Source organism: Myxococcales bacterium (genome assembly GCA_016717005.1).
Lineage (GTDB): Bacteria > Myxococcota_A > Polyangia > Haliangiales > Haliangiaceae > UBA2376.
Genome location: JADJUF010000022.1, coordinates 80,750 through 96,685, shown reverse-complemented (window position 1 = coordinate 96,685; position 15,936 = coordinate 80,750). Strand labels below are relative to the sequence as shown.

At 74.6% G+C, this 15,936-nt stretch carries 10 protein-coding genes; 1 reads left to right on the top strand and 9 read right to left on the bottom strand.

The features are described from left to right. Positions 1–14: 14 nt before the first annotated feature. From IPL61_20005 to IPL61_19995, 3 genes are read right to left on the bottom strand one after another with little or no spacing between them, the layout of a single operon-like run. Positions 15–1,733, bottom strand: coding sequence for a protein kinase (locus tag IPL61_20005; protein MBK9033519.1), 1,719 nt, complete (start codon positions 1,731–1,733; stop codon positions 15–17). Further along, positions 1,714–2,568, bottom strand: coding sequence for a hypothetical protein (locus IPL61_20000; GenBank protein MBK9033518.1), 855 nt, complete (start codon positions 2,566–2,568; stop codon positions 1,714–1,716). Before IPL61_20000 ends, IPL61_20005 begins: the two co-directional genes overlap by 20 nt. After that, a complete protein-coding gene (locus IPL61_19995; GenBank protein ID MBK9033517.1) occupies positions 2,565–3,362 on the bottom strand; it encodes an FHA domain-containing protein in 798 nt (265 codons plus the stop codon). Before IPL61_19995 ends, IPL61_20000 begins: the two co-directional genes overlap by 4 nt. A 271-nt stretch (positions 3,363–3,633) precedes the next feature. Between IPL61_19995 and IPL61_19990 the strand changes: the two genes are divergently transcribed. Continuing rightward, a complete protein-coding gene (locus tag IPL61_19990; GenBank protein ID MBK9033516.1) occupies positions 3,634–5,124 on the top strand; it encodes a hypothetical protein in 1,491 nt (496 codons plus the stop codon). 158 nt (positions 5,125–5,282) lie between these two features. On the opposite strand, the gene IPL61_19985 is transcribed toward IPL61_19990, so the two are convergent. From IPL61_19985 to IPL61_19960, 6 genes are all read right to left on the bottom strand, one after another. Continuing rightward, positions 5,283–6,752: a VCBS repeat-containing protein gene (locus IPL61_19985; GenBank protein ID MBK9033515.1), complete on the bottom strand. Its 1,470-nt coding sequence runs from the start codon at positions 6,750–6,752 to the stop codon at positions 5,283–5,285. Beyond that, positions 6,659–7,357, bottom strand: coding sequence for a hypothetical protein (locus tag IPL61_19980; GenBank protein ID MBK9033514.1), 699 nt, complete (start codon positions 7,355–7,357; stop codon positions 6,659–6,661). Before IPL61_19980 ends, IPL61_19985 begins: the two co-directional genes overlap by 94 nt. Positions 7,358–7,619: 262 nt before the next feature. Then, entirely contained in the window at positions 7,620–10,790 is a 3,171-nt protein-coding gene (locus IPL61_19975) for a DUF4215 domain-containing protein (protein MBK9033513.1), read from the bottom strand. 1,248 nt (positions 10,791–12,038) lie between these two features. After that, positions 12,039–14,297 carry a serine/threonine protein kinase gene (locus tag IPL61_19970; GenBank protein ID MBK9033512.1) on the bottom strand — a complete coding sequence of 753 codons (2,259 nt, stop codon included), beginning with the start codon at positions 14,295–14,297 and terminating at the stop codon, positions 12,039–12,041. A 57-nt stretch (positions 14,298–14,354) separates the two neighbouring features. After that, positions 14,355–15,065: a DUF2012 domain-containing protein gene (locus tag IPL61_19965; GenBank protein ID MBK9033511.1), complete on the bottom strand. Its 711-nt coding sequence runs from the start codon at positions 15,063–15,065 to the stop codon at positions 14,355–14,357. Positions 15,066–15,120: 55 nt separating this feature from the next. Continuing rightward, positions 15,121–15,885, bottom strand: coding sequence for a glucose 1-dehydrogenase (locus IPL61_19960; GenBank protein MBK9033510.1), 765 nt, complete (start codon positions 15,883–15,885; stop codon positions 15,121–15,123). Between the last annotated feature and the right edge of the window lie 51 nt (positions 15,886–15,936).

Genomic DNA, 15,936 nt, shown 5'->3' with positions numbered 1-15,936 from the left:
ACCCGTCGGGAAGCTCAGCGCGGCAGCTTGTTCAGATCGCGGGCCAGCGCGCGCAGCTCGGCCTCGGCCTCGATGCGCAGCGTCGGCTTGCGGACCGCGTCGAGGTAGGGCGGCACGGCGTCGAAGCGGCGGCGCAGCGCCGCGGTGCGATCGGTCCCGAGCCGCGACATCGCGGCGTCGAGCTCGGTGGCGATGCGCTTGTACTGGGCCTTGAGCGACAGTCCGTCGAGGCTGATCGCGGGCGACGGCGGCGGCGCGGCGGGCGCGGCGTCGACGGGCGCGCGCGGGCGTGATGACACGGCCGCGTCGATCGGCGGGCGGGCGCGCACGCTCGGCGCGGGCGCGGCGTCGAGCGGGATCGCCGGGGGCGCGACCGCGGGCGCGGCGTCGACGACCGGCGCCAGCGCGACGATGTCCGCGGCGTCGACCGGCACGCCGGCATCGACGACCGCGATCGCGGCCGGCGCGGTCGTCGGCGATGAGCGCGGCCACGCGACCAGCGCGATCGCCGCGATGACGGCGATCAGCGCCAGCGCCGCGAGCGGCCAGCGGCGGCGGCGCGGCGGAAGATCGAGCGCGGGCTCCAGCTCCGCGCCCGGCGCGGGCTCGGCCGTGGGTTCGGCCACCAGCCCTGCGCGCGGCTCGGCCGCGGGCTCGGCCACCAGCCCTGGGCGCGGCGGGGCGGGCGCGGGCTCGATCGCCAGCGTGGCGTCGGCCGGGGGGCGGAAGGGCGGCGAGATGAGCTCGCGGGCGCCGGCGCGATCGCCGGCGCTGAGCCGGCGCGCGAACGCCAGCACGTCGCGGGTCGCCAGCGGGCGCTCGGCGCGGCGCTTGCGGGTCAGCCAGGTCACCAGCGCCTCGAGCAGCGGGTCGACCACGCGGCCCGATCGGGCCAAGACCGTCGGCAGGCGCGCGGTCACGTTCTGGCGCGCGACCTCGGCGGGGGCGCCGTCGAACGGCAGGCACCCGGCCAGCAGCTCGAACAGGATGATGCCCAGCGCGAACAGATCCGCGCGGTGATCGAGATCCTCGCCGGTCGCCTGCTCCGGCGCCATGTAGTACGGCGTGCCGACCACCAGCCCCTCGGTGGTCAGGCGCGTGCTCGGCTCGCCGTCGTCGACCAGGGCCAGGCCGAAGTCGATCACGCGCGGCAGCATCGTGCCGTCGGCGGCGGTCGTGACGACGACGTTCTCCGGCTTGAGGTCGCGGTGGACCAGGCCGCGCTCGTGGGCGTGGGTGAGCCCGTCGGCGAGCTGGACCAGCAGCGTCAGGATCTGGTCGGGCGCGATCTGATCGTCGGCGACCAGCTCGGCCAGGCTGGGCCCGTCGGCCAGGTCCATCGCCAGGTAGAACAGGCCCGCGGGGGTCTCGCCGACGTCGATCACGCCGATCACGTTCGGGTGGTCGAGGCGGCTGGCCGCCTCGGCCTCGTTGGCGAGGCGCGCGCGCGACTTGCGATCGTAGCCGACCTCGCCGAACGGCACCTTGATCGCGAACCGGCGCGACATGCGCACGTGGCGCGCGCGGTAGACCCGGCCCAGGCCGCCGTCGCCGAGCACCGCCTCGATCTGGTAGCGCTCGGCCAGCACGGTGCCGACCAGCGGATCGGTGTCGCTCTCGACCAGCAGGCCGCCGTCGTTGGGGCAGCGCCGGAAGTCGCCGCGGAACACCGCCTTGCACGCGGGGCAGCTCGCGCGGCTCGGCGCCGCCGCGCTAGAACTCGACGCGGACATCCGCCATGGCTCCGGCCCGCACGGGCGTGATCCAGGCCTGGACCGGCCGCGGCCCGTCGGCGCGCGCCGAGCGCAGGTACAGCACCAGCGCGGCGCCGCCGGCCACCAGCGCGCCCGCGCCGAGCACGTCGGCCACGACCGCGCGGGTGCGCAGGCCGGCGCGATCGTCGGCGTCGCAGCGATCGGGATCGCTGTCGCAGCGCTGGTAGGTCGCGCGCGCGGACAGGCCGAGTCCGACGCTGCCGGCGAGCGCGGCGACGGCGCCGCCGCCGAGCGCCCAGGTGGCGGTCGTCATGCGGCGCCGCGGCTCGGTCGGTCGCGGCGGCGGCGCGATGACCACGGCCGACCGGTGCTCGACGTGCGGCAGCAGCCGCTCGGCGGCCGCCGCGAACACCTCGCCGGCGCGCGCGTCCGCCTCGAGATCGATGCGCGGGCGCGAGCGGGTCTCGCCGGTCGCGGCGCTGGCCCAGGTCGCGTCGATCTGGACCGTGGTGCCGACCTGCACGATCGCCAGGAACAGCAGCTCGGTCGCGTCGAGCCGGTGGGCCAGGCTGGCGATGCACGCGGCCTCCGCCACGCAGTCGTCGGGCACGCCCTCGGCCGGCAGCCGGCGCGCCACGTCGGCGCCGCCGGTCGCGTCGACCACCAGCGCGCGCTCGAGCGCGTCGGCCACGGCGCCGCCCAGCTCGGTGGCGCGATCGGGCGTGACGTTGGCGACCAGGTCGACGATCACCGCGACGCGCGTGGTCGCCGGCGCTTGCGCCCGCGCCGCCGGCGCGAGCGCGACGGTCGCCGCGGCGGCGACGAGCGCCGCGATGATCCGCGCGGCCGTCATCGCGTGACCTCCGGCGCGGCGGCCAGGCGGTAGCCGACGCCGTGGCGGGACTCGATCAGCTCCGGCAGGCCGGCCTGCTCGAGCTTGCGGCGGACCCGGCGCACCAGCTCGCGGACGTTCTCGCTGTCGGCGTCGCGCGAGCGGAACTCGAGGCGCTCGGCCATCGCGGTCCAGGGCACGTACGCGAGCTCGGGGGTGACGGCGTCGCGGCGGGCCTCGGTCAGGAGCTGCAGCAGGTGGAACTCGAGCCGCGCCAGCTCGAGCCGCGTGCCCGCGACGCGCACCACGCCGCCCTCGATCCGCTGCGCCAGCTCGACCCGGGCGCCGGTCGGCGTCGTGACCGCGGCGGTGAAGACCAGCTGATCGCGGCGGCTCGGGGCGGTCCGGCCGGGCCCCGCCGGCGACGCGGCGCTCGCGACGGCGCGCTCGACGAAGTACAGGTCGACCTCGCCGAACCGGAGCCGCGCGCCGTCGGCGAGCGGCGCGACCTCGATCTGGACGCCGTCGACGTAGGTGCCGTTGCGGCTCCCCAGGTCGACCAGGCGCCAGACGCCGTCGAGGCGCTCGAGCCGGGCGTGCTGCGACGACACCGACGCGTGCAGCAGCGTGAGATCGCAATCGGCCAGCACCCGGCCGACCACGCACGGATCACCGACCGCCCAGCCGACGCCCCAGGCGTCGATCAGGCTCGCGGCGCCGGTCGCGCGGCGCGCGGCGATCTGCTCGGGCGTGAGGCCGCTCTTGCCGATGGCCTTGCGGTGACCGTCGCACAGGAGGCCCCGGCCGGACGGCATCGAACACAGCACACACCGAGCCATGGTCGTGATCGTGCCCAAGCCGTCTGTGCGATGCCATCGCGACGGGACCAGAAGCGTCGAGGCGCTGCGAGGATCGGTCACGTGGGCTCGGTCCAGCTCGTCGTGATCATCCCACCACCATGCGGTGCCCCAGGCCACCTGACCAGAGAGGCGTCCGTGAGATGCGGGAGACGCACCTCCCACATCGCGACCGTGAGCTGACCGTGAGGCCCATCCCGCATCCCGCCAACCGCGCTACCGTGAGCTCGTGCCCCGTCCCCTGATCCTCGGCTTGGCCGCGCTGTGCGGCGCCTGCACCATCGTCTACGACGCCGACAACCTGCCGCCGCCGACCGACGCGACCGACGCGCCGGTCGTGGACGCGGTGCCGATCGACGCCGATCCGACGCTGCTGACGCTCGCCTCGGTCGAGCCGGCGTCGGTGGCCGAGGGCGTCGGCGCCGGCGGCGGTCGGCCGGTGCTGGTGGTCCTCCACGGTCAGAGCCTGGTCGGCGACGCGGTCGTGACCGCCGAGCTGATCGGCGGCGGGGACACGCCGACGGTGACCGGCTTCGTCGCGAGCGCCGACGGGACCGAGGCCGCGCTCGAGCTGCGGGTGCCGGTCCTCACCGATCTCGGCGCCGGCGCGATGCGGACGCTGCGCCTGACCGTGACCCAGGGCGCGGTCGCCGCGACGATCGACGTCACGGTGCTGGGCCTGGCCGAGCTGACCCTCACCGGACCGACCGCGACCGCGAGCGCGATGCCCCAGGTGTACTCGCGCATCGAGATCACCGGCGACGTGCGCTGGACCGGCGCCGATCCGGTGCGCCTGGTCGCCACCGCGGACGTGCGGGTCGCGGCGCGCCTCGACGGCGGCGCCCAGGGCACGACGCCGGGTCCGCACGGCAACGCGGGCGGCGCCGCGGCCACCGACGGCGACTACACGCCCGGCGGCGGCAGCCGCGGCACCACCAACAACGGGCTCGGCCTGTCGGGCAGCGGCGGCGGCGGCGGTGGCTTCGGCGCGGCCGGCACCGGCGGCAGCGGCGACAGCGCCGGCGGGCCCGGCGGCGTGACCGGCAACGACATGCTGGTGCCGCTGGTCAGCGTCACCGGGGCCGCCGGCAACCGCGGCAACGGCGGCGGCGGCGGCGGCGCGGCCCTGACCAGCATGGGCGGCGTGGGTGGTGGCGGCGGCGGCGTGGTGGCGCTGTCGGCCGGCGGCGACATCGTCGTCGAGGGCGCCGGCGCGATCGCGGCCGCGGGCGGCACGTCGAACGGCGGCTCGGGCGGCGGCGGCGGCGGCTCGGGCGGCGCGATCCTGGTCCGCGCCGGCGGCGTGATCACCGCGGCCGGCGCGTGGCTGTCGGCGCCCGGCGGCGGCGCCTCGACCGGCGCGACCAACGCTGGAGGCCGCGGCGGCGTCGGGCGGATCCGGATCGACGTCGGCAGCGGTGACGTCGGCGCGATGGCGGCCAACCCCGGCGCGATCCGCGGCCCGGCCTGGGCGACGACCACGCCGGTGATCGCCCCCAGCCTGACTTCGCTCACGCTCACGGGCCAGCCCGGCCGCGCCTTCCCGATCCGGCTCAACGACACCGCCGCCGGCGACGCGAGCCCCGGCCTCGACGGCACCGTGGCCGTGACCGACCTGGCGTTCCGGCGCGGGCGCAACCAGGTGTGCGCGGTGGCGCTGGCCGGCTCGCTCGTGGCCGAGTCGGTGAGCTGCGTCGACGTCTACCTCACCGCGCCCTGACCGCCGTCGCGCTCACCGGCGTCGCGCGCGGTCACGCGCGGTCAGTCGCGGTCACGCGCGCGTCCGGCGCTCCCTGCGGACGCGGGGTCACGCGCGCTCGCGAGAAGTGGTCCCCGCCGCACCCGCCGCCACCCGCGATCACCCGCGGTCACCGGCGATCACCCGATCGGCGTACACGCGAACGGGCCGTCGCGGTCGTCGCGGTTGTTGTCCTCGTGGCACTCGTTGTTCTGGCTGCCGGCCGCCGACCCGCAGTCGTAGCCGGCGTTGTCGACGCACGCGCGGACGTCGATCGTCGCCGGCGCCGCCAGCCACACGCAGCTCACGTCGACGCACGCGCCCGGCGCCAGCGGGCCAGGGGTCGTGAGCGGGCCGCCCTCGCAGGTGATCTCGGCCATCGAGGTGTTGTCGTAGAAGTGCACGGGCACGCCCATGCCCACGACCACGTCACCGACGTTGCAGACGTGGGCCTCGAGCTCGCAGCCCACCGGGATCAGCGCCAGCGCCACGGTCAGGTCGGGCGCGGCCAGGGCGTCGAAGTCGGGCAGGTTCTGGCGGAAGTTGTTCATCTTGCCCGACACGGTGTTGGGCGAGTCGATCCGCCAGTTGGCCAGCTCGTGGGTCGGGATCACGCCGAGCTCGCTGATGTTGCTGACGTGGTACGCGTGCTGGTTCCAGACCCGCCGGGTCGCGGCCCAGCTGTCGGTCGAGTCGCCGATCACCCGGAGGCCCTGCTTGGCGCCGGCGGTCGCGACCGAGTTCTCGACGAACACCACCTCGGCGTTGCCGTCGTTGTCGACGTCGGCGACGATCGGCATCTCGAGGCGCGTGCGCGAGTTGTTGGGGATCGAGTGGCGGACCGCGCCGGTGGTGCCGTCGAGGATGCGGAAGTTCTGCTCGTCGGCGTAGACCACCTCGGCCGAGCCGTCGCCGTCGAAGTCGAACACGCTCGAGCCGGTCACGCGGGAGCTGCAGTCGAAGTTCGCCACCTTCCAGCGGATGCCGGGGTCCGAGCAGCCGGCCGGCGTCGGCGCGCCCAGGCAGTCGAGGTCGGCGACGACGTAGAAGTCGGCGCCGGCGACGCCGATCTCGGCCCGGCCGTCGCCGTCGAAGTCCGCCACGGTCGGCGGCCCGCCCTCGTTCTTCGTGCAGTCGTCCTTGGGGATCGCGATCCGCACCGGCGCGCCGGCGCGCATCAGCTCGGTGCCGTCGTGGTTGAGGATGTAGATCGTGCCGCCGCGGACGATCACGACCTCGCCCTCGTCGTCGGCGTCGAAGTTGCCCGTGGCGGTGAAGCCGTCGCACGGGAGCTGCTGGCACAGCGCGGTCGTGGCGGCGACCGGGAACGTGAACGCCCACCGGATCATCCCGAGCGGGTCGTAGCTGGTGCCGCCGGCCAGCACCTCGGGCAGGCCGTCGAGGTCGAGGTCGCCGGTGGCCGCGACCGGGCCGAGGAAGCCGTTGACGCCGAGGTCGCCGGTGCCGGTGCCGGCGACGGTGCCGTCCTCGCCGTTCAGGATCACGCGGCCCTGGATCACCTCGGGCTTGCCGTCGCCGTCGAGATCGGCCAGCGCCGGCTGCGACGCGGGAAGGTGTCGGCGCCGCTGGGCGCGGTGCGGTTGATCCACAGCACGTGGCCGTCGCGGCCGAGCGCGATCGTGCCGCCGCCCTTGAGCGACCCGACGATGTCGGCCGAGCCGTCGGCGTCGATGTCGCCGAGCGCGACGCCGCCCGACGGATCGAAGTAGATGCCGGCCTGGCCGGTGTCGGCCTCGATCTGGGTGGGGCCGACGACGAAGTGCTGGGCCAGGCGGCCGTCGGCGCCGCACGCGCCCGACACGACCCGGAGCACGCCGCCGACGTTGAGCCGGTCCTCTTGATCGCGGTACGACACGAAGACGATGTCGGGGATGTCGTCGAGCGTGACCTGGTTGTCGCCGTTGTCGTCGGTCAGGTTCATCACCGTCGGCGTCATGGTGACGTCGTCGAACGCGGCGTAGCCCTCGGCGATCGTCGGCGCGTCCCAGCGGCACTCGACCTGGGGATCGAAGTTGCCGGTCGGCGTGAACGTGCAGGTCGGGACGCCGCCGTCGCCGTCGCCGCCATCGCCGTCGCCGACCCCAGCGTCGACCGGCCCGCCGCCGTCGCCGTCGCCGTTGCCGCCGTCATCGCCGCCGCACGCGGCGGTCGCGAGGGCCGCCGTGAGGATCGCCGTACCCAGGGCTCGCTTCATGATCGGAGTCTGCCCGCGTTCGTAACTGCCTGGAAGATGGGGAACTTGTCCCATCGCTCAGGTCAGTTGACCCTACGGCCGGCGCGTCCAGACCCGTGAAATCGCACGGTGGGGTCCGCAGATTCCTGAGGATGGGGCGCGTTGACCTGAGGCTCAGGCGCGGCGACCTGCGGCTCAGGCGACCTGCGCGCGGCGACCTGCGGCTCGGGCGACCTGCGCGCGGCGACCTGCGGCTCGGGCGACCGGCGTGATGACCTGCGGCTCAGGCGACGCGCCGCCGACGCCGGCCGATCGCGAGCGCCACGATCAGCGCGCCGAGCGCGCCGGTCTCGCGGCCGCCGCGGCCGGTCGAGCAGCAGCCGCCGCCGTCGCCCTCGCCAGGCGTGCCGGCGTCGGGGCCGGTCGGCGCGTCGACGCCGGCGTCGACGGTCGACTCGACCTGGCAGGTCATGCTGCAGCCGTCGCCGGCCATCGTGTTGCCGTCGTCGCAGCCCTCGACGCCGGTCTGCACGACCAGGTCGCCGCAGCGGGCGGCCAGGCAGGTGTTGCGGCAGGCGTCGGTCTCGACCAGGTTGGCGTCGTCGCACTCCTCGCCGGCCTGGACCACGCCGTCGCCGCACGACGACAGCGCGCAGGCGTTGGTGCAGCCGTCGGTGTTGATCGTGTTGCCGTCGTCGCAGGCCTCGATGCCGGCGCGGACGAAGCCGTCGCCGCAGCGGGCGGCGATGCAGGTGCCGACGCAGGCGTCGGTGTCGTCGCCGTTGGCGTCGTCGCACTCCTCGACGCCGACGTGGAGGATGCCGTCGCCGCAGGTCGCGGTCTGGCAGGTCGCGGTGCACGCGTCGGTGTTGACCGTGTTGCCGTCGTCGCACTGCTCGACGCCGACGTGGATGACGCCGTCGCCGCACCGGGCCAGCGCGCAGGTGTTGCGGCAGCCGTCGGTGTCGATCGTGTTGTTGTCGTCGCACTCCTCGCCGGCCTGGATCACGCCGTCGCCGCAGGTCGGGGACGCGCAGGTGTTCGAGCACGCGTCGGTGTCGATCGTGTTGCCGTCGTCGCAGGCCTCGACGCCGTTGTGGACGAAGCCGTCGCCGCAGCGGGCGCTGACGCAGGTGCCGACGCAGCCGTCGGTGTTGTCGGAGTTCATGTCGTCGCACTGCTCGACGCCGGTGCGGACGAAGCCGTCACCGCAGGTGGCGGGCACGCAGGTGGCGAGGCAGGCGTCGTCGTTGCTGACGTTGCCGTCGTCGCAGGTCTCGACGCCGGTGCGGACCACGCCGTCGCCGCAGGTAGCGGGGACGCACGTGGCGCGGCACGCGTCGGTGTCGATCGTGTTGCCGTCGTCGCAGGTCTCGACGCCGGTGCGGACGAAGCCGTCGCCGCAGGTCGCCGGGACGCAGGTGTTGAGGCACGCGTCGGTGTTGAGCAGGTTGCCGTCGTCGCAAGTCTCGACGCCGGTGCGGACCACGCCGTCCCCGCAGGTCGCGACGACGCAGGTGTTGCGACACGCGTCGGTGTCGATGGTGTTGGCGTCATCGCAGGTCTCGGGGCCGTTGGTCACGGCGTCGCCGCAGCGCGGGCCCAGGCCGGTGCAGGTGCTGTTGCAGTTGCCGTAGGTGCCGTTGGCGGCGCCGCTGTCGCAGGTCTCGCCGGGCTCGACGGCGCCGTTGCCGCACACCACCGTCAGCACGAACTCGTACGCGCCCAGGTCGAACTCGGCGCCGCCCAGCCCGTCGCCGTTGAGCGGCCGGCTGGTGCCGCGGATGTCGGCCGCCGGCGCGCCGGCCGCGGTGCCGGCGTCGATGCACACGCTCGACGACTGCAGCCGCAGATCGGTGGGGGAGACGAACTGGGGATTCTGGGCGATGACGTTGCTCTGGCTGCCGCCGAGGAAGTTGCTGGTGGAGTTGCCCCAGACGTCGGAGTAGGTGGTGGTGACGGTCGAGGCGTCGCTGCGGGCGACGCCGTAGGCGCCGTGGTTGGTGACGATCGAGTTGGTGACGGCGACGGTGCCGGGGTTCGAGGCGAGCGTGCGGATGCCGTACGAGCCGTTGTTGTTGATCGAGCAGTTGGTGACGGTCAGGGCGCGGGCGGCCGAGGTCGGGGCGAAGTAGATGCCGGCCGAGAGGTTGTTGCGCAGGACGCAGTTGGTGAGCGTGAGCGAGCCGGCGGCGTCGACGTAGGCGCCGGCGTTGTTGGCGCTGATCGAGATGAAGGCGTCGACGGTCGGGGCGCCGGCGGAGGCGTAGAGGCCGTACTGGGAGGCGTTCTGGACGGTGATCGCGGCGAGCGTATTGGCGGCGGCGGCGGCCAGGTTGAGGCCGCGGATCGGGTACGAGATGACGAGGTTGTCGACGGCCGAGCCGGTCGCGGTCGGGAGGAACTCGAGGCCGTACCAGCTGCCTGCGCTGGCGCTGGCGCCGGTGAGGTTGATCGGACTGGCGGGCGTGCCGTCGGCGAGCAGGGTGCCGGCGACCTCGAGCTCGACGCGGGTGGTGCTGAGCCCGGCGGCCATGAGGTCGGTCGAGGCGAACGACAAGGTGACGCCGGCGGGGATCGAGAGGGTGACGCCCGGCCCAACGGTGAGGTCACCGGCGACGGTGTACGGGCTGCCCGCGAGGGTGAGCGCGGTGCTGGTCCAGAGCGTGCCGTGGAGGCCGGGGGTGGCGTCGGCGATGTACGGCAGCGCGCCCTGGTCGCCGCCGCCCATCGCGCCGAAGCGCGCAGGTGAGTTGGAGGTCAGGCGCAGGTTGGTCGCGGACACGTACAACGGGTTGGAGGCGATGACGTTGCTCTGGCTGCCGCCGAGGAAGTTGCTGGTGGAGTTGCCCCAGACGTCGGAGTAGGTGGTGGTGACGGTCGAGGCGTCGCTGCGGGCGACGCCGTAGGCGCCGTGGTTGGTGACGATCGAGTTGGTGACGGCGACGGTGCCGGGGTTCGAGGCGAGCGTGCGGATGCCGTACGAGCCGTTGTTGTTGATCGAGCAGTTGGTGACGGTCAGGGCGCGGGCGGCCGAGGTCGGGGCGAAGTAGATGCCGGCCGAGAGGTTGTTGCGCAGGACGCAGTTGGTGAGCGTGAGCGAGCCGGCGGCGTCGACGTAGGCGCCGGCGTTGTTGGCGCTGATCGAGATGAAGGCGTCGACGGTCGGGGCGCCGGCGGAGGCGTAGAGGCCGTACTGGGAGGCGTTCTGGACGGTGATCGCGGCGAGCGTATTGGCGGCGGCGGCGGCCAGGTTGAGGCCGCGGATCGGGTACGAGATGACGAGGTTGTCGACGGCCGAGCCGGTCGCGGTCGGGAGGAACTCGAGGCCGTACCAGCTGCCTGCGCTGGCGCTGGCGCCGGTGAGGTTGATCGGACTGGCGGGCGTGCCGTCGGCGAGCAGGGTGCCGGCGACCTCGAGCTCGACGCGGGTGGTGCTGAGCCCGGCGGCCATGAGGTCGGTCGAGGCGAACGACAAGGTGACGCCGGCGGGGATCGAGAGGGTGACGCCCGGCCCAACGGTGAGGTCACCGGCGACGGTGTACGGGCTGCCCGCGAGGGTGAGCGCGGTGCTGGGCCAGAGCGTGCCGTGGAGGCCGGGGTGGCGTCGGCGATGTACGGCAGCGCGCCCTGGTCGCCGCCGCCCATCGCGCCGAAGCGCGCGGGTGAGTTGGAGGTCAGGCGCAGGTTGGTCGCGGACACGTACAACGGGTTGGAGGCGATGACGTTGCTCTGGCTGCCGCCGAGGAAGTTGCTGGTGGAGTTGCCCCAGACGTCGGAGTAGGTGGTGGTGACGGTCGAGGCGTCGCTGCGGGCGACGCCGTAGGCGCCGTGGTTGGTGACGATCGAGTTGGTGACGGCGACGGTGCCGGGGTTCGAGGCGAGCGTGCGGATGCCGTACGAGCCGTTGTTGTTGATCGAGCAGTTGGTGACGGTCAGGGCGCGGGCGGCCGAGGTCGGGGCGAAGTAGATGCCGGCCGAGAGGTTGTTGCGCAGGACGCAGTTGGTGAGCGTGAGCGAGCCGGCGGCGTCGACGTAGGCGCCGGCGTTGTTGGCGCTGATCGACGAGAACCCCGAGACGGTCGGGGCACCTGCCGACACGTAGAGGCCGTACTGCGACGCGCCCTGGACCGTGACGTTGTCCGACGCGAACGACGCGCCGGTGGCCGCGTAGCTGATGCCGCGGATCGGATTGGTGATCGCGAGGCCCGCCACCGTGACGCTGACCGCCTGCGTGTCGATCACCAGGCCGTACCAGGATCCAGCTGCGGTGCCCGACATCGTCACCGGCTGCAGGGTCGTGCCGTTGACCGAAAGCGTGCCCTTGATGGTCAGCTCGACCCGCGTCGTGCTGAGGCCCGACGCCTGGCTGTCGGTCGACGCGAACTGCACGGTCGTGCCGGCGTCGATCGTCAGGAACGCGCCGGTCGGCACGGTGACGTCGCCCTGGATGACGTACGGGCTGCCGGCCGGCGTCCAGGTCTGGTTGATGACGTTGCCGCCGGCGATGATCGTGTCCGCCGCGGCGGTCGCGACCAGCGCGGCGAGGGTGACGAGCGAGAGCAGGACGACGCGACGGCGCATGCGGACCTCCGAGGAGCGCGCATGCTACCAGCGCGCGCGGACGCCGGCGGCGCCGCGGGCGGCTGGGGTGCGCCAGGTCACCTCGCCGGCCGGCCGACCGGTCCGGCGCGCGCCCGGGTCACGGCGTCGCGCTGGCGACCAGGAGCGTGTCGGCGGTGGCGCGGTGGGCGTGGTCGCCGTAGAGCGCGTCGAGGATGGCGTGGGCGCGGGCGCTGACCCGGGCGTGGAGGGGTGGGTAGCGCGGGTCGGCGCGCACCGCGTCGAGCAGCGGGCACCGCTCGAGCCAGTGGCGATCGAACAGGCCGTGCTGGACCGCCAGCCCGAGCATCGCGAACGCGGTGTCGAGGTCGTTCGAGCCGGCCGCGACCTCGCACACGATCTGCCCGACGAACGCGCGCCGGCGGGCGCCGCCGACGGCCGCGCCCATGGTCACGACGCCGACGATCTGATCGCGCACCGCCGCCCAGCGGTCGGCGAGCACGGCGTCGCACACCGCGAAGATCAGCGAGCGCTCGAACATCGGCATCTCGGGCATCTGGGCGGTGAGATCGCGGATCCGCGCGATCGTCGCGCGATCGTTGCGCCAGCCGGCGGTGCGCAGCGCCACCGCGAGCCGCGACGACATGCCCGGGTCGCGCGTCGCGCCGATCAGCTGGTCGTGCTCGTCCCAGCGGCCCTCGAGCGCGTAGGCCCGGGCCAGGTCCCAGCGCGGCAACTCGAGGTCCGGGTCCATCGCCAGGACGTCGGTCATGCGGGCCAGGCCCTCGACCAGGAAGCCGCTCTCGAGCAGCATCCGGCCCAGCCACTCGTGCGGATCGGTCAGGTACGGGGCGCAGGCGATCGCGGTGCGGAAGTGGACCGCCGCGGCCGTGGCGTCGCCGTGGTGCAGGCGCACCCGGCCGTGGGCGAGGTGGGCCTCGGCCAGGTGCGGCGCGAGCGCGACCGCCCGCGTCGCCAGCGCGGTGGCCCGGTTGAGCTGGTCCGGGTCCGGCGGCTCGGAGAAGAACGCGCCGCGCACCTCGCACATCGCCAGGTGCGCCATGATGCGGGTGTCGTCGGGCGCCAGCCGCGCCGCCGCCTGGAAGTCGTCGTGCGCGGCCAGCCGATCGCGCTCGTCGTGGCGGCTGCGCTCGATCGCGCGCCACAGGTGCGCGCGGGCCTCGGTCGGGATCGGCACCTCGTCGGCGCCGCGCTCGGGACCGGCGCCGACCGCGGCGGCGATCAGGCGGCTGGCCAGCTCGGCGCCGGCCACCAGCGCGTCGACGTCGAGCGCGACGGTGAGCTCGAGGCGATCGGTCCGGTCGGGCAGCCGGACGGTGACCACCGCGCCGCGACCGACGACGCCGACGACGTTGACCCAGGCGCCGTCGGCCAGGTCGCGGGCGTGGCCGCGCATCAGCCGCAGGTGGCCGCGGCGCGCCAGCCGGCGCAGCAGCTCGGCGTGCAGGCCCAGCACCAGCGGCGCCAGCTCGGCCGGCGCCTCGGCCGGCAGCACCTGCACCGTCGGCAGCCCGAGCGGCGAGGTGCCGGGGCGACGGGGCGCGCTCGCCCGCGCGGTCGGCTGATCGGGCGCGAGCGCCGCGCGCAGCGCCGCGACCCCGGCCCACCGCTGCGCCGGATCGGTGGCGATCGCCCGCGCGATGATCGCCGCCAGGGCCGGCTCGAGCTCGTCGAGCTTGGCCGGGCGCGCCACCGGCGCCTGCTTGGCGTCGAGCACCGTGCCCAGGCCGCCGACGAACGCCGGCACGCCGGTCAGCATCTCGTAGAGCACCAGGCCCAGCGCGTAGACGTCGACCTGGGCCGTCGGCGCCTCGCCGCGCGCCTGCTCGGGCGCCATGTAGCGCGGCGTGCCGCTGGCGGTGTCATCGGTCGAGGCGGCGAGGCTGGCGACGCCGAAGTCGGTCAGCACTACCCGGCCGTCGTCGGCGAGCAGCACGTTGTCGGGCTTGAGGTCGCGGTGCACGACGCCGACCGCGTGGGCCGCGGCCAGGGCGTCGCACAGCTCGACCGCGACGGCGATCGCGTCGCTGGCCGGCAGCGGGCCGTGCTCGAGGCGCGCCGCCAGCGACGGCCCGGTCACCAGCTCCATCGTCAGGAACACCTCGCCGTCGGCCAGGCCCAGCTCGAACGTGCGGGCCACGTTCTTGTGGGTCACCCGGCGCGCCAGCTTGACCTCGGCGCGGAACCGCTCGACCACGCCCGGCAGGCGCGCCACCGCGGCGTGCACCACCTTGAGCGCGACCACCTCGTCGAGCTCGCGATCGAACGCGCGGTAGACCTCGCCCATCCCGCCGCGCCCGATCCCCTCGAGGATCTCGTAGCGGCCGGCCAAGGTCGCGCCGACCAAGCCGACGTCGAGCGGATCGGGCTGCGCCATCGGCGCGAGTGTAACCCTGCTTCGCCGCCCCGAGCTGGGTCGCGGCCGCGGCCCGCGCTACGGCCTGGCCGCGGGCGGCGCGGCGAACGTGAAGGTCGCCCGCGCGGCCTTGCCCTTCTTGACCTTCACCTTGGCGGACCGCAGGCCGAGCGTCGGGTGCCAGGCCTCGACGGTGTACGTGCCGGGCGGGACGTCGGGCAAGGTGAAGGCGCCGTCGGCGCCGGTGACGGTGAAGAACGCGTGGTCGTGGACGACGACCCACGCGGCCATCCACGGGTGGACGTCGCAGTGCAGCGACACGACGTCGCCGGGCGCGCCGAGCTTGTCGCGCACGAGCGGGGCCGCGCCCTTGGGCTGGGCCAGGTTCCACAGCACCTTCTTGACGAGGTTGCCGCGGACGTTGTGGAACGTCGCGTCGAGGTTGCGGATCTCGAGGGTCTGGCCGGCGACGACGCCGACCACCCGCGGGCCGTACATGCACTCGCTCTGGGCGATCAGCGCGGGCGCGGTCGGCGCGGGCGCCGCGGCGGCGCCGCCGATCGCGATGCGCACGAGCACGTCCTTGAGCTTGCCGTCGGTGACGACGACGTCCTCGGCGCCGCGCGCGGTCTTGGCGCACACCGGATCGCTCGAGCGATCGACCGGCGTCGGTGGCGGCGGCGCGCCCTTCCACGCCACCGTGCCGACGATCGAGCCGGTGGTCGGGCCGGCGGCGGCGAGGGTCGCGGTGGCGGCGAGGACGGCGGCGGCGGTGAGCAGGCGCGGCATGGGCCCGGCTTGGACGGCGGTCGGGCGCGCGATCTTCAACGTCATCATCGGGCCCTCACGCCGAGGTCAGGCCGCCGTCGGCGACGAGCACCGAGCCGGTCGTGAACGAGGCCGCGTCCGACAGCAGGTAGACCGCGGCGCCGGCGATCTCCTCGGGTTGCGCGTGGCGGGCGAGCGGCGTCCGCTTGATCACGTGGTCGCGCAGCATCGGGTTGCCGACGATCGCGCTCGCGAACTTGGTCTCGACCAGGCCGGGCGCGATCGCGTTGACGCGGATGTTGGCGCCGCCCAGCTCGAACGCGAGCGTCTGGGTCATCGAGATCACGGCGGCCTTGGTGGCGCCGTAGATGCCCTGCATCGGCGCGGCCCGGAGGCCGGCGACCGACGCGACGTTGACCAGCGCCGCGCCGCCGTCGCGGGTGCGGGCGTGGCGGACCAGCGCCCGCGCGACGTAGAGGTAGCCCTTGACGTTGACCTCGATGGTCTTGTCGATCGCCGCGTCGGGCGTGTCGATCAGCGGGCCGAAGTACGGGTTGGTGGCGGCGTTGTTGACGGCGCCGTCGACCCGGCCGTACTTCGCGACCGCGGCCGCGAACAGCGCGTCGACGTCGTCGGCCTTGCCGGTGTGGCAGGCGATCGCCACGACCTCGCCGCGCGGGGCGAGCTCGGCGGCGGCGCGATCGAGATCGGCCTGCTTGCGCGACGCGATCACGACCTTGGCGCCGGCGTCGAGGCAGGCCCCGGCGATGGCCTGGCCGATGCCGCGGCTGCCGCCGGTGACGATGACGACCTTGTCGGCGAGGAGGAGGGGCGTGGGCATGGCGCGAAGCTATCAGATCGGGCGCGGCCGGCGGCGCGCGGTCACGGGCCG